The organism is Propionispora sp. 2/2-37 (genome assembly GCF_001298735.1).
Taxonomy (GTDB): Bacteria; Bacillota; Negativicutes; order Propionisporales; family Propionisporaceae; genus Propionispora.
In genome coordinates this window covers 167,508-187,835 of sequence record NZ_CYSP01000009.1, presented here as the reverse complement: position 1 = coordinate 187,835, position 20,328 = coordinate 167,508, and the positions used below count along the sequence as shown (strand labels likewise).

General features: G+C 41.7%; 18 protein-coding genes and 1 tRNA gene. 1 reads left to right on the top strand and 18 read right to left on the bottom strand.

All coding sequences use genetic code 11. The features are described from left to right. Positions 1-113: 113 nt before the first annotated feature. From P22_RS11605 to P22_RS11595, 3 genes are all read right to left on the bottom strand, one after another. Positions 114-365 (bottom strand): hypothetical protein, encoded by a 252-nt coding sequence (locus P22_RS11605; protein WP_054260403.1) that lies wholly within the window; start codon positions 363-365, stop codon positions 114-116. A gap of 109 nt (positions 366-474) precedes the next feature. Beyond that, positions 475-1,617: an iron-containing alcohol dehydrogenase gene (locus tag P22_RS11600; protein WP_054260402.1), complete on the bottom strand. Its 1,143-nt coding sequence runs from the start codon at positions 1,615-1,617 to the stop codon at positions 475-477. A gap of 52 nt (positions 1,618-1,669) precedes the next feature. Further along, on the bottom strand, positions 1,670-2,185 hold the full coding sequence (locus P22_RS11595; RefSeq protein WP_054260401.1) for a DUF456 domain-containing protein: 516 nt from the start codon (positions 2,183-2,185) through the stop codon (positions 1,670-1,672). Between the two features lie 303 nt (positions 2,186-2,488). On the opposite strand from P22_RS11595, the gene purB reads away from it, so the two are divergent. Next, the gene (gene purB / locus P22_RS11590; protein WP_054260400.1) at positions 2,489-3,847 is read left to right on the top strand and encodes an adenylosuccinate lyase; all 1,359 of its coding nucleotides are present in this window, start codon (positions 2,489-2,491) and stop codon (positions 3,845-3,847) included. 139 nt (positions 3,848-3,986) lie between these two features. Here the strand turns inward: purB and P22_RS11585 are convergent, their stop codons facing one another. The 15 genes from P22_RS11585 to P22_RS11515 form a co-directional block, all read right to left on the bottom strand. After that, positions 3,987-5,147, bottom strand: coding sequence for a sensor histidine kinase (locus P22_RS11585; protein WP_054260399.1), 1,161 nt, complete (start codon positions 5,145-5,147; stop codon positions 3,987-3,989). Continuing rightward, a complete protein-coding gene (locus tag P22_RS11580; RefSeq protein ID WP_054260398.1) occupies positions 5,131-5,835 on the bottom strand; it encodes a response regulator transcription factor in 705 nt (234 codons plus the stop codon). The genes P22_RS11585 and P22_RS11580 overlap by 17 nt, the downstream gene beginning before the upstream one ends. Before the next feature lie 248 nt (positions 5,836-6,083). Further along, positions 6,084-6,584, bottom strand: coding sequence for a DUF6803 family protein (locus tag P22_RS11575; RefSeq protein ID WP_054260397.1), 501 nt, complete (start codon positions 6,582-6,584; stop codon positions 6,084-6,086). Positions 6,585-6,837: 253 nt separating this feature from the next. Then, positions 6,838-6,915, bottom strand: a tRNA-Pro gene (locus tag P22_RS11570). Between the two features lie 68 nt (positions 6,916-6,983). Continuing rightward, on the bottom strand, positions 6,984-7,907 hold the full coding sequence (gene thrB, locus P22_RS11565; protein ID WP_054260396.1) for a homoserine kinase: 924 nt from the start codon (positions 7,905-7,907) through the stop codon (positions 6,984-6,986). A gap of 40 nt (positions 7,908-7,947) precedes the next feature. Next, positions 7,948-9,243, bottom strand: coding sequence for a homoserine dehydrogenase (locus P22_RS11560; RefSeq protein ID WP_054260395.1), 1,296 nt, complete (start codon positions 9,241-9,243; stop codon positions 7,948-7,950). Positions 9,244-9,260: 17 nt separating this feature from the next. Continuing rightward, entirely contained in the window at positions 9,261-9,707 is a 447-nt protein-coding gene (locus tag P22_RS11555) for an ACT domain-containing protein (protein WP_054260394.1), read from the bottom strand. A gap of 127 nt (positions 9,708-9,834) precedes the next feature. Then, entirely contained in the window at positions 9,835-11,313 is a 1,479-nt protein-coding gene (gene spoIVA / locus P22_RS11550; RefSeq protein WP_054260393.1) for a stage IV sporulation protein A, read from the bottom strand. A gap of 240 nt (positions 11,314-11,553) precedes the next feature. After that, entirely contained in the window at positions 11,554-12,180 is a 627-nt protein-coding gene (gene plsY, locus P22_RS11545) for a glycerol-3-phosphate 1-O-acyltransferase PlsY (RefSeq protein WP_054260392.1), read from the bottom strand. A gap of 23 nt (positions 12,181-12,203) precedes the next feature. Continuing rightward, positions 12,204-13,529: a ribosome biogenesis GTPase Der gene (der, locus tag P22_RS11540; protein WP_054260391.1), complete on the bottom strand. Its 1,326-nt coding sequence runs from the start codon at positions 13,527-13,529 to the stop codon at positions 12,204-12,206. Positions 13,530-13,569: 40 nt separating this feature from the next. Continuing rightward, the gene (locus P22_RS11535; protein WP_255351801.1) at positions 13,570-14,889 is read right to left on the bottom strand and encodes a DUF512 domain-containing protein; all 1,320 of its coding nucleotides are present in this window, start codon (positions 14,887-14,889) and stop codon (positions 13,570-13,572) included. Positions 14,890-14,987: 98 nt separating this feature from the next. After that, positions 14,988-16,166, bottom strand: coding sequence for a stage II sporulation protein P (gene spoIIP / locus P22_RS11530; RefSeq protein ID WP_235814628.1), 1,179 nt, complete (start codon positions 16,164-16,166; stop codon positions 14,988-14,990). Continuing rightward, positions 16,156-16,914, bottom strand: coding sequence for a DUF1614 domain-containing protein (locus tag P22_RS11525; RefSeq protein ID WP_054260388.1), 759 nt, complete (start codon positions 16,912-16,914; stop codon positions 16,156-16,158). Before P22_RS11525 ends, spoIIP begins: the two co-directional genes overlap by 11 nt. 114 nt (positions 16,915-17,028) lie before the next feature. Continuing rightward, positions 17,029-18,090 (bottom strand): type 2 isopentenyl-diphosphate Delta-isomerase, encoded by a 1,062-nt coding sequence (gene fni / locus P22_RS11520; protein WP_054260387.1) that lies wholly within the window; start codon positions 18,088-18,090, stop codon positions 17,029-17,031. Positions 18,091-18,101: 11 nt separating this feature from the next. Then, entirely contained in the window at positions 18,102-20,075 is a 1,974-nt protein-coding gene (locus tag P22_RS11515) for a bifunctional 4-hydroxy-3-methylbut-2-enyl diphosphate reductase/30S ribosomal protein S1 (RefSeq protein ID WP_054260386.1), read from the bottom strand. Between the last annotated feature and the right edge of the window lie 253 nt (positions 20,076-20,328).

Genomic DNA, 20,328 nt, shown 5'->3' with positions numbered 1-20,328 from the left:
CACTTCGTGTCAACCTGTTTTTTATTGGTCCTTTTGGCAGTTTTTGTCGCTTATTGCCGCGACCTTTTACATGGTATCATAGCTTTGATTCCACGTCAATCACAAATCTACTGCTACTCATTTTTCTGACAACATCTTTTTGCACAGCTACAATTACAAACCGGTTCTTCCATTTGTTTTTGCGCCCATTCCTCTGCTTCTCTACTATTATAGAAAACACCTTTTCCCATTTTATTCCGCAAATTCTCTGCTGCCTGCCGACTGTAATTACCTAAATCAATCTGTTCCACCAAATAATCGGAAAAACTGCCGTCTTCATCAATCCCAAAACTGACAACCCACACTAATTCCTTGGTATTTACCATAAAGCCTCCTCTAAATATTCAGTTTAAATAATCAAACCTACTGCCAAATAATTTGTAAACAATCACATTATTATAAGCAGGACGAATTCCTATTAACAATGTGATCGTTTTATCTGTATATCGCCCCGTTATACAGAGCCTGAACGACCCCGGGAACTAATCCGGCCGGATCATTGGCCAAACTGCCGGATACTTTTGATACCAGTTCAGGAACATTTTTTTCTGACAAACCAAATGTGCGCAATGTATAATTAGCACCAATTTGATCAGTAAAACGATCAAAAGCTGCCAAAACCTCTGCTTTTCTTTGACAATTACGCCCGGCCAAAACCGAAAATAACTCATTAAACGTTTGACTGGAAAATTCATATGTATGTTCAAGCCAAGGTTTGAATAAAGAAATTAATCCTGCACCATGGCTGGATCCCGTTTTTATACCAATTGGATATTGCAAACGATGCGGCAAGCAAGTCGAGGAATTAGCCAAACTAGCCCCCATTAACATACTTGCATAATGCATCGCTGTACGGGCAGGTAAATTATGTCCATCCTGTATAACCTGTGGTAGATTGTCCCTAATTAAGCCTATGGCTTCCAGCGAGTGCATTTTTACCATCGGATTAGTAGCTTTTGATACAGCTGTTTCAACAGCATGTGCAAAAGCATCAAAACCAGTTTCCATAGTAACGGCATTTGAAAGAGATATAGTTAGCATAGGATCAATAATCGCTATTTGGGGGAAGAAACCTTTATGACGAAAACTGGTTTTTATTCCGGCAGCACTATCGGTCAATATAGCTGCCCAATTTAACTCCGCCCCGGTACCCGCTGTAGTTGATATAGCAACAAGCGGAATCGTAACGTCCACTTCGGAAACAGCTTTATTACCCACCAGATAATCTTCAACGGATTCATTGGTGGAAAATCCTAAAGCAATCCCCTTGGCAGCATCAATTGCACTGCCTCCTCCTAACGCAACAATCACATCCGGATTCCAATCTTTAAATTGATCGACACAGTCGTTTACCTCGGAAGTATGCGGTTCAGCACTGACATTGGCAAACAATGCTGTTTGAACACCTTGCGAGCAAAGTCCTTTCTGCAGTTTTTCGGTATACCCTAAAGCCTGCATCGCTTTTTTTCCGGTTACGATTAACGCACGTTGTCCTATTTTGCTAATCCTGCCGGCAGCATTGTCAAATTCACCACAGCCAAATATAACTGTCGTTGGCATGTAATACGAAAATTTCATTTCAAATCCTCCCCAGTTCATTTTTATCACTTTAAACCAAGGCCCTATGTTATCAAGACCATGATAAATTTAAAAAAATAGTTATAACCATTCCAATCCCTACAATAAGCTTAATAATCATCCCTAAAATTTGACCTGACATAACACTCCTGGCTACACGCCGGGCTTTGTCCAGGTCAGCCTGTTTGCTATATTCAGCTAGATAGCTTGCAATAAAAGATCCTCCTATAGCACCAAAAATGGATCCCAGTACCGGCAATACGGTTGTTCCGACTATCCCCCCGAGAATAGCACCTACCACAGCGGAGACAATGGCCCGCTTAGAAGCCTTTTCTTTCTTTGCACCTAGTGCACCTGCAACAAGTTCTATTAATTCCCCTAATACGACTGCTCCCAATAAAGCGGCAAGGATAGTAGTATTGATATGAACAAATCCCTCATAAAAACCATAAACCAGGGCCACGATAAACAAAAACGTATTCCCCGGTAAAGCCAGAATGTTTAGCCCCAAGCCGCCGATAAGTAAAGCACACACAAAAATATTGACAGCTATATTATAAAATTCCATATTTCCTCCTATTGCCCCAGTCTTTGCATATCCTTTCTCTTCTCTCTTAAGTATTTCCTGCATTGTATAAAAGAAAACGGTAAGACAAACAAGATTTGTTTATATAGACCCCTACTCGTAAATAATAGGCATGTTATTGAGAAAAGCGCTTATGCTACTATTACCTTAAGTATGCTTTACCCCATAGCCACCACTTGACGATAATGTTAAAATAGTATTGGCAAAATATGATGTATCATACTATTTTATCGTAGGTTATGTCATTTGTTATGTTAGTATATTACATAATAGTGAGGGATATTGATGAGTATTAAAGCTTTGACTCCGCTTGAAGGACGCTATGAGGCAATTTCAAAACCTCTAAGCGAATTTTTCTCCGAATGGGCCTTAATGAAGTACCGGACTCACGTCGAAATTGAATGGTTGATCACCATGGCGACTAATCCTGTTTTTAAGGAAGTACGCTCCTTAACTACTGACGAAATTCAAATTCTCCGCAACATTGTAAATAGTTTTAATGAAGAAACAGCCAACCGCATTAAAGAAATTGAAAGTATCACTAATCATGACGTAAAAGCCGTTGAATATTTCCTACGCGAAACACTGAAAAACACTTCTTTATCCGACATTATTGAATTTATTCATTTTTCCTGTACTTCTGAGGATATTAATAATTTGTCTTATGCACTTATGTTAAAACATGGCATTCATAAAGTCTGGCTACCAGCAGCTGAAAAACTGGTCGCCGAAGTAACGGCTAAAGCCAAGGAATTAAAAGAAGTAGCAATGCTGGCCCACACCCATGGTCAGCCCGCTTCTCCTACCACAATAGGAAAAGAACTTGCTGTATTTGTATATCGCTGGAATCGACAGCTAAAACAGGTTAGGAATCTTGAATATCTTGGAAAGTTCAATGGTGCGGTAGGAAATTTTAATGCCCATCAGGTTGCTTATCCGGAAGCAGACTGGGAAAACATAGCAAGAGTTTTTGTAGAAAGCCTGGGGCTTACCTATAACCCTCTAACCACTCAAATTGAATCTCATGATTATGTAGCAGAATGTTTTCATGTGATCAACCGCTTTAATAACATAGTCCTTGATTTTGACCGCGACATGTGGATGTATATTTCTCTTGGCTACTTTAAGCAAAAAACCGTTAAGGGTGAAGTTGGGTCTTCCACTATGCCACATAAAGTAAACCCGATTGATTTTGAAAATTCCGAGGCGAATCTGGGCTTGAGTAATGCATTATTGGATCATTTAGCCAACAAACTGCCAATCTCTCGTCTTCAAAGAGATCTTAGTGACTCATCAGCTCAGCGTAATATTGGCGCTGCCATAGGCTACTCTCATCTGGCACTTATTTATACAACAAAGGGATTCGCCAAAACTTCCGTCAATACTCAGGCTATTGACGCTCACTTAAACATGGCCTGGGAGGTGTTATCTGAGGCCGTACAAACAGTAATGCGCAAACACGGTCATTCCAATCCGTACGATAAACTTAAAGAAATTACGCGCGGCAGAGCAATTGGCGAGAAAGAAATCAAGACATTTATTGCCAGTATTACATTGCCTGAAGAGGCAAAAAAACGCCTCTTGGCTCTATCACCGCAAACTTATACCGGTGTAGCACCCAAACTCATTAAACATATAAAATAATTATCAATTGGACTATCTCGAAGAACCTGTTTTAAAACGTAATTCATGTTTTAAAGCGGGTTCTTTTTACTAATTACAATATAACTCTTGAAAAAGATTTTAGGCACAAAGTGTCAGAAAGTGTAACTGTCCGTTTGAGTTATGGTCTGAAATCAATAGCTACAGGCAATAAGACATGAAAAATACTCCCTCCGGCCTTACTGTTTTCGGCATATACTTGCCCGCCATGATTTCCAACCAATTGTTTTACAATAGCCAATCCTATACCCGATCCACCACTTTTCCGATCCCTCGACTTGTCCCCTCGATAAAAATGATCAAACACATAGGGTAAATCTTCTGGGGAAATACCTGGTCCTTCATCTTTTATCGATGCTTTTAGCCATTGTCGCCCCTCAAACTCTACTATATATGTGCGGATTTCAATTCGACCCTGTGGTGGAGAATAACGGATACCATTGATTAATATGTTGTAGAAAACCTGGCTTATCCGATCGGCATCAACGGTTAATTCAGGTAAACTTTCTGTTAAAGAACATATTATTTCTATTTGTTTATCATCGCTTATGGGCTTTAACATAAGCACTGTACGCTTAATGATTTGGTTGATATCTGCCGGCATTTTCTCCAGTGCAAGCTGTCGAACTTCCGCTAGTGATAAGTCCCGTAAATCTCTTATTAATCGATTTAAACGAACTGCCTCTTCATGCAGTGAACTAAGCTGCATTTTATCAGGCGCAATTACACCATCAATCATACCTTCCAGATGCCCTTGGATAACAGATAACGGCGTTCGCAGTTCATGGGCGATATTTGCCAGTAATTGCCGCCGAAGTTTTTCACTAGCTGCTAGCGTCTGGGACATTCGATTGAAAATCATAGCTAGGTGACCTACTTCATCACTGGTTTCAACAGGAACGTTCTGTCCTAAATTTCCTTGTTCCATTTGTTCGGCTGCATGGCTTAATTTACGCAAGGGAACGGTAATACTGCGGGCTAAAGTATAGCTGGCAGCCAGCCCCACTACCATAATACCCATTCCGACCCATATGAGCGATGTATGAACAGAAGCCAAAAATGTCTCTTCCAATGGTCCCATGACAAGGGTCACACCAGCTACGCCTCCGTTTTGCTGTCCCATTAGCCCATGGCTAGTTTCCATTCGCTGAACAACTAAATACTCCCGAAACAATTCAATCATCTGTTCGTCAGCCAAATAAATCAGTAAAAAAACCGTTATGGCAATGGAAAGAAACATCAGCCCGGTAATTCGGATGGTAATACTATTGAATTTCTTCATGTCTATCACCCTTAAATTTATAGCCGATTCCGTATACAGTTTGTATAAACCGGGGATTTTTAGGATTTATTTCTAGTTTACGCCGCAAATTTTTAATATGAGCATCCATCGTCCGTTCATATCCCTCAAAAGTATAACCTTGGGTTTGCTCGACAAGCTGTAAACGACTAAATACTTTCCCAGCATTGGCCGCCAAGGTCTCCAATATTTTGAACTCAGTTGGCGTTAACTCGACTAAACTACCATCCCTTATAACCTGATGCCGTTCCAGATCAATCGTTAGACCCCCTACCTTAATTGGCTCTTTTTGTACTATTTCCCTATGAATTCGCCGCAAAATAACCTTGGCTCGCGCAACGACTTCTTTAGGACTAAACGGTTTTACCACATAATCATCTGCTCCGATTTCCAGCCCGATCAGCCTGTCACTTTCTTCGTCCCGGGCAGTAAGCATAATAATCGGCACATCACTATCCCGGCGCAGCCTCCGGCATACTTCCCAGCCATCCATCACCGGCAGCATTAAGTCTAATATTATAATATCCGGTTTGCGAGACCAGACAAGCTGGATTGCGGTCAATCCATCACCTGCCGTATACGTGATAAATCCTTCCTTGTTAAAATAAAGCTGCAAAAGCTGAACTAGCTTTGCATCATCATCAACAATGAGTACAGAATGTTTGATCATACGGTGCTTCCTTTCCTGTTGTTTACCTATTCAGTCTGCCTTTTTCAATTTTATAGTATCCAACGTAAGAAAAAGATTTTTAAATTTAATAATAACCGTAGATTATTCGTTTATCTGGCTTCGCTGCTTTATCCTTTATATCCTGCCCCAACAGCCGCGGCTCATAAATTTCAATAGCTCTTTTTATATCTCCTCTTTAATTATAGAAAGAACCACTCTATGAGTGGTTCTTCTAAGACAAAGTTTTCCTAATGTTTTATATGCTGCATATGCCCTCCGGTTATATCCGGATTCCATCCCATTATGGTTGGATCAACCATACCAAAAACCATGGCTACATGAGCTACAACAAGAAATACTGTCAACAAGATAAAATGGAGTTTTAGTTTCGCGTCCTCGGACTTCGCTTTGCCAATGGCACCAAGTTCTAATAAAGCAATACTAAACAGAGGTATTACACCGCTAAGGTAGGCTCCGACGGCAAGAATATCAGCAATACCGCGCCATTGAATACTAGGAATAACCGTTGCCATTAAATTAAGAAAGATACCTAGAAAATAAAAACCGAGGATAATTCCTATCCACTTATTCCATATTCTCCAGTTTCCGGCATTGGAACCGCGTAGATATACTGTAAAAAATTCTGTTGCGACAAGAGCCTCTGCTAAAGCTACCGGAATAACCATGTATATAATCAAATTCCATGGCTGATTGACTGCCAGCAACTCCATATAATGTGTCATAACCATATATACTTACCTCCTCATTAAGGTTTTGTATATATCATTATAAACAGCAATTATGAAGATTTTATGAAGAAATTGTGAAAATCTGATAGACATTTAGTTAGGATAAAACCAGAGACCTCTTCGTCAAACTTTCTCAAAGCCAGAATAAAAAATGTCTTTACTACATTCGCTACACAATCCTTTTAGGAACAAAAACAAAGGATCTGCATTTCTGCAGGCCCTTGATTTATTTGGGTTTTATAAGGTTTTTACTTGGTCGGAGCGACTGGACTTGAACCAGCGGCCTCTACCACCCCAAGGTAGCGCTCTAGCCAAACTGAGCTACGCCCCGACTGACAAAAAATATTGTACCTTTTTTCAGATGATATGTCAACAGAAATCCTAAATAAGAATTTGCAATTAAGAAATTATTTTAGCCCCCTCAGCATCTATCGTCAATTCATGATATGACGCTGTAATCTGATGTTCAGCAAAAGCTTTCAGCATGCCTTCACCAATACGCTTCATATTGGTTTCAGTAAATGCAATCAAGCATGGACCGGCTCCACTTAAAGCTACACCTAAAGCACCATTGTCCATAGCGGCATTAAAAACCGCATCCATTCCCGGAACCAATTTCTTGCGATACGGCTGATGCAATCTGTCTTCCAGCGCGTAGCGCAAGTATTCAAATTTCCCCTGACACAAAGCCCCAATCAAAATGGCAGTCCGACTGATATTAAACACAGCGTCCTGCAAAGGTACCGCCTGGGGTAAAACCTGGCGCGAGGCCTTGGTGGACAACGTAAAATCTGGGATGGCCACGACCATTTTCAATAACGACGGCGGAATAAAACGGAGACAATGTGCACGGCGAATGCCTTTATCCGAGGTTTCTACCGCACTTAAGGCTATACCACCAAAAAGAGCAGGGGCAACATTATCCGGGTGCCCCTCTAACGCTGTAGCTAAATCCAAAAGCTGTTGATCCGACAGCTGATTTCCACAAATCGCATTGGCCGCTACAAGCCCCCCGACAATGGCTGCCGCACTACTACCCAGCCCACGCGCCAGAGGAATACGGTTATTCATTATAATTTTAATTCCCTGACAAGGATAACCTACTTTTTGAAAAACCGTCTTTACCGCCTGCCAGACAATATTTCTTTCAGTAGTAGGAATAGCCTGTGCCCCTTCACCGTGAATTTCTATCGTTAACTTTTTATTATAATTTGCATAAAGTTCAAGTTCATTATAAATCGTACAAGCAATACCAATAGCATCAAAACCCGGGCCACAATTAGCCGTTGTACCCGGAACACGTACTTTTACAGTATTTAACATAAGTCCTCCAGACTATCTAGGTGCGCTTCTTTTTTATTTATTATCCAATCGTTCCTGCCTCCACGCGAATTACGCTGCGGATTTGATTTACTACCGACATATCCTTTAAAATACTGATTGCTGACCGCAAATTGGCATCGGAAACCCGGTTAGTGATCAAGACAACCTCTGCACAACGATTTACCTTACGTTTTTGAATTACTGAATTCAAGCTGACCTGTTCAGCCGCAAACGAACCGGCAATAGCCGCAAAAACCCCTGGCTTGTCGTCTACCAATAACCGGACGTAATACTGTGCCTCCGTTTTTTCTACCGGACAGATACTCTTCTGCTCGAAACAAGTACAAAGAATTCGACTGGTAACGTGATACCGAATGTCTCTAGCGACATCAATAATGTCGGCAACGACTGCACTGGCTGTCGGCAGTTCGCCGGCACCACGGCCATAAAACATAGCTTCTCCCACCGCATCGCCTTTGACAAAAATAGCATTGAACACATCCTGTACAGCAGCCAGCGGATGAGTTTTCGGAATAAAGGCCGGATGGACGCGCACATCAATCCCTTTTCCATCTTCCCTGGCAATGCCTAACAGCTTAATGACATAACCAAATTCCGTGGCATATTCAATGTCTTCCTTGGCAATATTCGTAATTCCCTCCACATATACATCGTTTAAACTCACTCGTGCCCCAAAAGCAATAGACGCCAAAATAGCAATCTTCCGAGCGGCATCCAAACCACCAACATCAGCAGTCGGATCAGCTTCTGCATAACCTTTTTCCTGCGCTTCAGCCAATACTTCATCAAAATCCAGCCGTTCATTGGTCATTTTGGTAAGCATATAATTTGTTGTCCCATTAACAATGCCCATTACCTCACTAATTTTATTCCCGGCCAAGCATTGTTTTAATGGACGGATAATGGGGATGCCACCACCAACACTGGCTTCAAACATCAGATCCAGTCTGTTAACTTCAGCGATCTCAAATAGCTCACGTCCATACTTTGCCATGACATCTTTATTGGCTGTTACGACATGCTTTCCCGCCTGTAAAGCCCTTAGCATATATTCTTTTGCTGTGGTTTCACCACCGATTAATTCCACAACAATGTCAATTTCCGGATCATTGATAATATCATCAACCTTTGTCGTGAGCAATTGATCAACAGCAACATTACGGCGTTTATTCGGATTGCGAACCATAATTTTTTTTATATGAATTGGTATTCCCACTTTTTGTGCAATATTCTGAGCATTATTAGCAAGAACTTTTACGACACCGGAACCAACAGTTCCCAAGCCTAATAAGCCTATGTTTATTGAATTTTTCATGCACTTATGTCCCCTCTCTATTCTTGGCCCAATACTTCCAAGCGTTTTACCCCTTCAACCATGCGTAATTTATCTAAAAGAGCCTCCAAATCAATGGATAAATCAGCGGTTTCTAAAGATACGGTGGCATTAGCCACTCCTTGTAAAGGAATTCCCTGGTTAATGGTCAAAATGCTGCCATGCTCTCCGGCAATGGTATTTAACACTCTGGATAAAACACCCTGCTTATGTTCTAAAAGTAACGCTAGCGTGACAATCTTTTCCCGGCTGGCTTCATAAAAAGGAAATACATAATCTTTGTACTTATAATATGCACTGCGGCTGAGTTCCATCTTTTCAACAGCCTCGTTGATAGTGCGTGCTTCACCACGTTTGAGCAAATCTTTTACCTTGATGGTTTTCTTTATCGCTTCTGGCAAAATTTCTTCCCGTACCAGAAAAAAGCCTGATTTCTGTCCTGCCACTGTTTTCCCTCCAGTACCCCGTCAAAGGATAAATATCTTTTTATGGTAGACATTATATCATCTTTTTAGCACAAATTACAAGAGAAAATAAAAAAATCAGTCAGCCCTGACAGACTGACTTGATAAATTAAAATATGATACAGATTAAACCACCGCTACCTTCATTTACAACCCGTTGTAATGTATCCCGAAGTTTAACCTGAGCAGACTCCGGCATACCGGAAAGTTTGTTCTGAATACTTTCACGAACCAAAGAATTAAGCGATTTACCAAATAAATTGGTCCGCCAAATTTTCTCCGGTTCTCCCTCAAATTCGCGCATCAAATATTGAATAAGTTCTTCACTTTGTTTTTCTGTACCGATTATCGGCGAAATTTCCGTTTGAATATCGGTCTTAATAATATGCAAGGAAGGTGCAGATGCTTTTAAGCGAACACCAAAACGATTGCCAGTGCGGATGATTTCCGGTTCCTCCAAAACCATTTCTTCAAGCTGCGGCGGTACAATACCATATCCCGTATCCCGTACCTGCTCCAGAGCATCAGCCATTTTATCGTATTCCCGTTTTGCCACCGCCAGATCCTGCATTAGGCGTAGTAAGTGGTGCTCCCCTGCAATGGTAAACCCGGTAAGCTCTTCAAGCACTTGATAAAAAAGATCACCACGTGCCGTAATCTCAATGACGGCAATGCCATTGCCCAGATCCATATCATGCAGAATTACATCAGCAACAAATTCATACCCGGACAAATCATCAATTGCTCTATCAATATCCCGTAGCCGCTTAACATACTGAATTACTTCTTCCACCGCACCAGTAAATTTCTCTTTCAACCAATGTTCCGTATCCAACTCCTCGATCCATTTCGGAAGAGAAATGTTTACCTCTTTTACCGGAAATTCATACAATACTTCCTGTAAAACAGCATAAATATCATCTTGATTTAGCTGCGCACAATCAACGGGAATCACCGGAACATCATAGTTATTCTCCAATTTAGCCACTAGTTCACGGGTTTCTTTGGTAGTTGGCCGGTTCGTATTGAGAATGACCAGAAAAGGTTTTTCCAATTCTTTCAGTTCGTTTACAACTCTTTCTTCCGCTTCGATATATTTCTCTCTGGCCAAGTCGGTAACACTGCCATCGGTTGTTACGACCAAACCAATAGTTGAATGTTCGGTAATGACTTTCTTTGTTCCCAATTCAGCAGCTTCCTGAAATGGTATTTCATTATCAAACCACGGAGTTAAAACCATCCGCGGTCCTGTTTCTTCTTCATAACCTAAAGCACCTTCTACCGTGTAGCCGACACAATCCACCAGGCGTACCTGAACACTGACATTATCATTCACACTGATCTTTACTGCTTCATTCGGAATAAATTTGGGTTCAGTAGTCATAATTGTTTTGCCGCCGGCACTTTGCGGCAATTCATCTTTTGCCCGTTCTTTTTCATAAGGGTCCGTAATATTCGGTAACACCATGTTCTCCATAAAACGCTTAATAAACGTCGACTTACCGGTGCGCACGGGTCCTACAACACCAATATAAATATCGCCGCCAGTACGTTCGGCAATATCGCGGAACAAATCGAATTTTTCCATTTTTCTCCCTCCCCATTGCTGCTTGTTTTACCTGGCAAAATAACACGTTAGGCGGCAACCAACTCCTCTCCCACAACGTACTGCGACGGCTTTCAGCACAAACTATTTTTATACCACGCCTGTTTAATAGTCAAACAATGAACACAGCTTGATTAATCATTAATAAATATATGACATGCCGCTTAGAATATTACTGTATAGAAAAAAGAGTGGGAAGTTTTCCCACTCTTTTTTCTATCACTACTTATCCTTAACTTTTTCTTTTGTACTCGCGATATGGCTATGAGCTTTAATTTTTAATTCTTCTCCCCGCAATAACCGTTTTATATTATCTTTATGGCGGATTACCACAAAGGCTGCCGCTATGATACCAAAGAAAAAAAACTCTGTCCTTTCTTTTAATCCCCACATAGTAATCGGTACCATAACGGCCGCTACCACCGAAGCCAGTGAAACATAACGTGTAGCAAAAACAATAACTGCCCACAAAAAAAATACTATTACAGTAACATTTGGTACTAATACCGCAATCACACCCAATCCGGTAGCAACACCTCGGCCACCTGTAAACCGAAGAAACAACGACCAGTTATGTCCGGCCATAGTTGCAATCCCGCCGGCCAACATGGCCAGCGGCGTTGCTAGAAGGATTTTCCCCAGGATAACCCCTGCAACCCCTTTAAGCGCATCTGCCAAAAAAACACACAAAGCCGGCCAAGGCCCTAACACACGAAAAGCATTGGTTGCGCCGATATTTTTACTGCCATATTGCCTTAAATCAACGTCTTTTAGCAGTCTACCAATCAGCAATCCGCTGGGGACAGAACCAACTACGTAACCAAGCATGATAACAATCATATATTCCATTCTCTTCACCCTATGTAAATAAATTATTCGTCTTTTTCTTTTTTACCACGGACCACCAGTTTAAGTGGGGTTCCCTCAAAGCCAAAACTCTCCCGTAACTTATTCTCCAAAAAGCGTAAATAAGAAAAATGCATGGTTTCCGGATCATTGACGAAAAAAATAAAGGTTGGCGGTCTAACATCCGGCTGTGTAGCAAAATAGATTTTTAATCTTCTACCATGGGCTGATGGGGGAGGGTTGATTGCCACAGCATCTTCAATCACTTGATTTAACACACTGGTGCTTACCCTCATACTATGCTGCTCGGCAACAAACTTTGCTAACTCTGTAAGACGGGTTACCCGCTGCCTGGTTAATGCTGAAGTAAATACGACCGGAGAATACTGCATAAACCCCAATTCACTCCGAATACTTTCTGTATAACGCAGTGAAGTCTTGCTGTCTTTTTCCACTAGATCCCATTTATTTACAACAATCACACTGGCCTTCCCAGCCTCATGGGCATACCCTGCAATTTTTTTATCTTGTTCAGTAATCCCTTCTGCAGCGTCAATAACGACCAGAACGACATCCGCTCTGTCAACTGCACGCAAGGAACGAATGACACTATATCGCTCCACCGGAAGTTCGATTTTCCCTTTGCGGCGCATACCAGCCGTATCAATCAAGACAAATTTTGTATCATCCTTGACAAAATGAGTATCAATCGCATCTCTGGTAGTACCGGCAATGTCACTAACAATAACACGCTCTTCTCCAATCAATGCGTTGACAAGTGAAGATTTACCCACATTGGGACGGCCGATTACCGCTACTTTAATTTCATCGCTTTCCTCTTCCGTCTCTGCTTGCGTCGGTAAAGATTCAATGACTTTATCCAACAAATCGCCGAGGTTTAAAATATTAGCTGCAGAAACCGGTATAGGATCGCCCAATCCCAGATTATAAAACTCGTAAATCTCGTGATTATCCTTAATGGTATCTACTTTGTTAACAACCAACAATACCGGTTTACGTGTATTGCGTAATATATTACTAACCTCTTCATCCGAAGTCGTGACGCCGGTTTTACCATCAACAATAAACAATATCACATCGGCCTCTTCTATAGCTAACTGTGCCTGATGCCGTATCGCCGTCAATATTCTGTCATCTGTTTCCAGTTCAATTCCTCCGGTGTCAATCATGGTAAATTCGTGCCCAAGCCATTCCGCATCCAAATAAATACGGTCACGGGTCACTCCCGGCATATCTTCTACAATGGACACTCGTTTTTTCCCAATACGATTAAACAATGTCGATTTCCCAACATTCGGACGGCCTACAATCGCAACAATTGGTTTATTCATTTTATCACCTATATTAATCAAATTCTATTCGTAGCCTTGCTCAACGCCAAGCAGTCAATAAATTATACAACTCACCTGCACCATGAGCAATGCGCACAGGCACGCCTAAGGAAGCAACAATATCTTCCGGTGTACTGTCATCTAGAAATATATTCTCACCTTTTCGCAAAGCTATCCCTGGAATAATAACACCTGTCCGTGGTCCCGTCAAGGATTTAAGTTCTGAAATAATATCTTTACCCGTAAGCAGGCCTGTAACTGTAATATCCGGACCAAAAAAATTATTATTTACAGCTACCAAACGAACATTTAAATTTTTAATTTTCATTTCGTTACACAATGATTGTAAAATAGGCTTCGCCGAAACCCCGCAAACTACATCAATACAATGAGGTTCTAAGTAACCGTTCTTTTCTTCCCGGACCGCCTCCCGCCATTCCTGCAAAAAATTACGTACCAATCCGATACCATTTTCTAACTGGGGAAATCCATCATAAACATCGTATTCGGGTATCTCACGACCGCCCGAAAGATAAAACTCGTCCGCTAAATATACGAACGAACTGCCGCATTCTCGCCTGCATTTAATTTGCCACGTATGGATGCTATCAATAATATATTGCGCCTCTTTTGGGGAAAATTTACCCAAAGGATAGCATCTGTCCCGGTACCGGCTAAGGCCAACTGGAACAATTGCCAAAGAAAGTATCTTAGGATGCAATGCGTATAACTCCCTGATCGTCTGTTCCAGAACCTGACCATCATTGATTCCCGGGCACAGTACGACCTGAGTATGCAGTTCTATCCCTGTTTCAGTCAATGAATGAATTTGTTCCATGATTTGCGCGGCACGGCGGTTATTCAACATACTTTGCCGTACGGTTCCATTTGTCGCATGTACAGAAACATATAATGGCGATAAATGCAAATTACGAATCCGCTTTATATCATTACTTCCAACATTGGTTAAGGTGACAAAATTTCCATATAAAAAGGACAGGCGATAATCGTCGTCCTTGACATATAAACTTTCTCGCATTCCCGGAGGCATCTGATCAACAAAGCAAAAGATACAACGATTGGCACAGCGTCTTACGCCATCAAAGACCGCACTTTCAAATTCGATCCCCAATTCTTCGTCATAGTCTTTCTCCAATTCGATAATTTCCTGTTCCCCATCTTGTTTTTCAATCACCAATTCCAGACTCTCATCAGCTAGTGCAAAACTTAACTCTATAATATCTTTGATTTTCTGTCCATTTACACTCAGTAGTTTATCTCCTGATTGCAATTCTAACTCCGCCGCAATACTACATGGAATCACACGTGCAATCACACCTTTATGTGACACATCTTTCACCTCATTACTACATATTCCGTTATCGTACTTGCTTTTCCTGCAAAATAAAGAAAGAGTGATGAATAAAATCACATCACTCTCCGTTTTTCCTCAATTTTTTATTCCTTATTCTCTCTGTCCTTATCGTCATATTTCTGTTTATTTTTACGATAAGGAGCTAAAAAGTTAGCAAACTCCGTACCGGTAAACTGTTTTAATTTGGCCTTAGCTTCTTTCATACTGCCGGTACTGAGAAAAAGAAATGCAGCAGCACCTACAATTAATAATCCGACAATCCAGCCGATCGATTTACTCGCGCCCGATGGACCCGCGGCAGCAGTCCCTACTCCCGCTTGCCCGGCCTGATTGGCCGGATTGGCTCCCGTTTTATTCAGGACAGCCGGAACAATATCGGCAAATAAAGCTACTCCTCTTTCTGCCGCAGTCCGGTCATTACTATGAGCACCAACTTCAATTAACATAGAACGCGGATGCAAATCCTGGTTATAGTCACCACCTTTAGCAAAGAATATCCCTTTAATCAGTCCTGGGTGCTTTTGGTCAGCATTAGCTTTAATTTGTAAAGCATAATCTTCAATTTGTTTTCCTGTAGGACCATATTTGCCCACAACTAATTGCAGCTTGGTTACATCTTTACCCTCAATTGTTCCCTTGTAAACTTCCGGTGGAGTAGAGTCCCGATGCACATCAAATATGGCATCCGGCTGCTGTTTGATCAAACTGGCGGCCGTACGACGAGAACGTTCATAGGCCATATCATCATGAGGATCATGCTTGGCATCGGAATGAATAACTTCCATTCCCTGTGCTTTAAGAGCACCAGCAAAAGCATCTCCAACCTTGTATATTCCTCCATTACCATAAATACTATCAGTACCATCAGTCGGAACATAAGATTCATCGGAATGAGTATGATAAATTGCAACTTTTCCTGGATTTTCTGCGTGAACCCTTCGAAACTGCAATATTTGGGCCAGCCATGACTGCTGCTCTTTTTCCGGTAAATATTGTGTAATATTAACACTGCCAATAAAACGAGCCTTAGCCTGGTTCCCGGCGATGCTTTCAATCTCGTACCGTTTATTTTGATCTGTTAAAAATTGATCACCAACCTGAATGCCCCAGCCAGTGACATAAACCACATCGCCATTTTCATCAACGATATTATAATAAACAGCACTGTTATCACCAACTACCTGCGCAGTTGCTGGTAGTTGCTGTCCCAATAAAAGAAGCCATAGGAGTGCAAATATTAATAACAATCGCCTATTCATCATCTTCACCCCTTTGTTCCGGTTTTTTATCCGCTTCATCATTCTTTACATTTTTATAAGGGGCACTTTTTTTTGCATTATAAAATAGTTCTTTACTGAATTCATATAAACCTTCCGGCCGGTTTGGACCTAAAACCGGTCCCCCCTGTAATTTTTCTCTTGTCTCGCCTACCAATTCCGCTACCATGACTCCTACAAAACCGGCAATCATAATCACATCAAAGGCACCAGCCCCGCCTATATTGGTGGTACCGGCAATTCCTGAACCAATTAAGGTAAACAAATGTATAATGTCACTCAAAATAATTCCCAAAACCCCGCCTATAAAAGCATTCCTCCGGGATCGTCCGGCCAGGTAGGAAATTAAGCCCGCTGTAACACCATAAATTAATTTCGGATCTAGAAACATATTCTCTGGCTCATAAGGTAAATAGCGCGATCCCAAAAAAACAGCTCCTGCCACTAAAACAGTGGCAATTACCGCTCTGATTTTTTCTGCTGCCTCATCGGCTTTGAAAATAAGCCATAAACACAACAATAACGGCAGCAAGCCTCCTCCCACATTTATGCTCAGTTGGACCGGTGAAGACATTAACGGGATATCAATAAAGCTACCGATAATGACTGCTGCGATAAACCCTAATGCCTGTTTATCCGTTAATTTCATTCTATCTAAAATTCGCTGCGCTAAGCCAAAATAAACCAATACAGCCACTACTATCAATGTTATCATGCCTATAGGCATTCCCATCTTTTTATCCCCTCTCATGCCAAAATGTATTAAATTTTCCGTTGTTTTATCTTGCCCTTTTTAACACAAAATAATACAATCTCATGCTATACAAATAGAAAGAGGCGAGGATTTTTATCCTCGCCTCTTTCTATTTGCATATTGAATTATATCTATCTTGCGTACTGTCAACCACTCACGGCTAAATCCGCTCAAAACAAAAGGTATTTCTTTTAACCCGTTTCGGTCTTTGGCGCCGCTCAATAACATTCCTTGTTTAACCAAACATAATACATTTTCCAACCATCTAACAGCTTCATCCGTTCCTGCGGTGAACATCTGCCTCATTAACGGAGATGCAATCCCAACCGCGGCTGCTCCGACAGCTAAGGCTTTGATCACATCAAACGCGCTCCGCACACCACCGGATACGATTAAATCAACCTTACCAGATAAAACAGATGCAACCTCAATGGCACTGATAACCGTAGGTATCCCCCAATGCAGACCATCCTTAACGGAACTGCCGCTTCGGGCTGCCTCAATAGCGATAAAATTCGTCCCACCGGCCCCGCCAACGTCAATGGCCCGTACTCCAACCTCTTGCAAAAGTTCGGCCTGTTCTCTGGCTATTCCACAGCCAACTTCTTTTACAATCACCGGAACCTGAACATGTTTCACTACTTCGGCTATAGCTGCTAAATATCCCTTAAACTCTCGGTCGCCCTCAGCCATAAACAATTCCTGTGCCGTATTAAGATGAATCTGTAACGCATCAGCTCCAACCATGTCCACTGCCTGCCGTGCTTGTGCCGCAGTAACATAAGCACCTACATTGGCAAAAACAATGCCATCGGGATTAATCTGGCGAACGATTTGATAAGACTCGCGTACACTGTCATCCTCTAAAGCTGCAAACTGTGACCCTACGGCCATCGCGGAATTCGTTCTTTTTGCAACTTCAGCTAGCCCGGCATTCACGTTAACAACATCCTTGGCTCCACCGGTGATAGCATTAATCAGAATAGGATGGCTAAGCTTTATACCACAGACATCAGTGGCAAGGCTTATATCTTGCCAGGACAATTCCGGTAAACAGTTATGTATTAGTGAAATATCATCAAAACCACTATCTACCGGTCCGTCAGGCAAGGTTAATGCATACTTAATATGATCAAGCTTACGTGACTGACGCACTATGCTTCTCCTTAATCCTCACGCTTAAATAAATGGCCTAGTTTTTCACCAATAGTAACTCCAAAAGAAGTCTGATTACCTAGATAATCCTGATATTCCGCTCTTTCAGATTCCTCTCGCGCCTTACTGGCACTTAATGCAATTTTTTTACTTTTGAGGTCAATGCTCAGGATCTTAACATTTAACTCCTGTCCAACAGTAACTGCTTCTTCAGGTTTTCCAATATGATGATCAGCAAGTTCCGAAATATGAACCAAGCCCTCCACATCAGGTTGTAATTCCACAAAAGCACCAAACTTGGCAAGTCTGCTTACTTTCCCTTTAACAATACTTCCTTCAGCCAAGGTTGCAGCAGCATCCACCCATGGATCACGCTGAACTTGTTTCAGACCCAGGGAAAGCCGTTTTGCCGCTGAATCTACTTTTAGAACAATGACTTCCACCTCATCGCCGACACCAACAACCTCTTCTGGTGATGCTACGCGATGCCAGGATAAATCAGAAATATGAACAAGTCCATCCACACCGCCGACATCCACAAATGCACCGAATTTAGCAAGCCGGGAGACCACGCCCTTTAATACCTGTCCTTCTTCCAACTGGTTGTATAACTCATGTTCTTTCCGTTCCTGCTCTCTTTCAAGCAATACTCTGCGGGAAAGTATAATACGGTTTTTCTCTTTATCTAATTCGATTGGTACCACAGAAACAGTTTGCCCTAGGAATATAGACAAATCCTCAACAAACTTTAAACTTAACTGGGAAGCGGGTATAAAACCGCGCAGCCCAGACACTGAAGTAACCACACCGCCTTTTACCACTTCAACCACCTTACTTTCCAACGGCTGATCGTGGTCTAAAGCCTGTTGTAATCTATCCCAAGCAACCATTTTATCGGCTTTTATTTTTGATAGTTTTACACCGCCATCAACCGTCTCCTCATCAAGTACCAGCACCTCAATTACATCATTAACAGAAACAATATCTGCAGCATTGTCCGGTACCGGATAAGCTAATTCGGCTAATGGAATGATTCCCTCCGCTTTATACCCAATATCCACAAACACTTCATCTTTGTGGACACTAACTACCTTTCCGGTTATAATACTTCCCTTTTCCAGTCGTGCTACTTCCTGATTCATCGCTTCATTAAAATCTTCCATGATATTTTTTACCTCCTCTATAACCCAGTCAGGGGTTGATGCTCCGGCAGTAATGCCAACGTTTTGTACCTCCTGAAACCATTCCTGCCTAAGCTCCTGAGCTGTTTCTACATGATAGGTCTTACAACCCGCTTCTTGACACAATTGAGCTAAACGAGTAGTATTGGCGCTATTTCTTCCGCCCACGACAATCATAACCTCAACCATAGCCGCCAGTTCTATAGCCGCTTTCTGTCTTAGTTCGGTAGCGTTGCAAATCGTTCGCTTTACTTTCAACTCATTAGTTTTTGTCTTCAAAACTTCGATAATATCCTGGAACAATTCACTGGCAAAAGTGGTTTGAGCAACTACTCCCATACGAGGCATAAAAGCAATGTGTAGTGCCTCGGCTAAGGATTCTACTACAACTGTATTTTCACCTGACCAGGCGACTATACTTTTTACCTCGGGATGATGCTGCTCACCGATAACTACCACCTGATATCCTTCTTTTATTAACTGCCATGCCGCCTGTTGTGCTTTACGGACATGCGGACAAGTAGCATCAACAAGATGCAAGTGTCTTTTTTCGGCTTCTTTATATACTTCAGGGCCTACGCCATGCGAACGGATAATAACGGTGCCGTCAGTAATCTCCTGTAAGTGATTGGCTACTTTAATACCTTGATTTTCCAGCCGCTCTACCATCTGCGGATTATGAATGATCGGTCCAAGAGTGTAGGCGCTGTCATTTGGATTGTCTTTCATACAATTACAAGCCAAATCTACCGCACGTTTTACCCCATAACAAAAGCCACAATGTTCGGCTAAAAAAACTTTCATTATATCCTCCTAATACTCTGCTACGATTATGCGCTATATCTTTGTTCCTATTCCCTATACATGTCAAAAATTCCTTTCCCCTCCACTAGATTTTAGTATACCGCTTTCAATTAATCCTAACAATCCAAAGGAGGAATACAAAATCGAAAATTTGCCATCTATTCCAATACTGCTAAATATACGCAGTTCTCCTGATTTATCCCTCTGCAGAAAATTCCTTCTGCTAAACTACCAGATGACCAAGTAAAAACAG

Coding starts and splice junctions, on each gene's coding strand:
- P22_RS11600 (WP_054260402.1), bottom strand. CDS start 1,617: ATGAAATTTTCGTATTACATGCCAACGACAGTTATATTTGGCTGTGGT.
- P22_RS11525 (WP_054260388.1), bottom strand. CDS start 16,914: ATGGGAATGCCTATAGGCATGATAACATTGATAGTAGTGGCTGTATTG.
- P22_RS11560 (WP_054260395.1), bottom strand. CDS start 9,243: ATGAAAAATTCAATAAACATAGGCTTATTAGGCTTGGGAACTGTTGGT.
- der (WP_054260391.1), bottom strand. CDS start 13,529: ATGAATAAACCAATTGTTGCGATTGTAGGCCGTCCGAATGTTGGGAAA.
- P22_RS11515 (WP_054260386.1), bottom strand. CDS start 20,075: ATGAAAGTTTTTTTAGCCGAACATTGTGGCTTTTGTTATGGGGTAAAA.
- P22_RS11575 (WP_054260397.1), bottom strand. CDS start 6,584: ATGGTTATGACACATTATATGGAGTTGCTGGCAGTCAATCAGCCATGG.
- P22_RS11605 (WP_054260403.1), bottom strand. CDS start 365: ATGGTAAATACCAAGGAATTAGTGTGGGTTGTCAGTTTTGGGATTGAT.
- plsY (WP_054260392.1), bottom strand. CDS start 12,180: ATGGAATATATGATTGTTATCATGCTTGGTTACGTAGTTGGTTCTGTC.
- spoIVA (WP_054260393.1), bottom strand. CDS start 11,313: ATGGAAAAATTCGATTTGTTCCGCGATATTGCCGAACGTACTGGCGGC.
- thrB (WP_054260396.1), bottom strand. CDS start 7,907: ATGTTAAATACTGTAAAAGTACGTGTTCCGGGTACAACGGCTAATTGT.
- purB (WP_054260400.1), top strand. CDS start 2,489: ATGAGTATTAAAGCTTTGACTCCGCTTGAAGGACGCTATGAGGCAATT.
- spoIIP (WP_235814628.1), bottom strand. CDS start 16,166: ATGATGAATAGGCGATTGTTATTAATATTTGCACTCCTATGGCTTCTT.
- P22_RS11585 (WP_054260399.1), bottom strand. CDS start 5,147: ATGAAGAAATTCAATAGTATTACCATCCGAATTACCGGGCTGATGTTT.
- P22_RS11580 (WP_054260398.1), bottom strand. CDS start 5,835: ATGATCAAACATTCTGTACTCATTGTTGATGATGATGCAAAGCTAGTT.
- P22_RS11595 (WP_054260401.1), bottom strand. CDS start 2,185: ATGGAATTTTATAATATAGCTGTCAATATTTTTGTGTGTGCTTTACTT.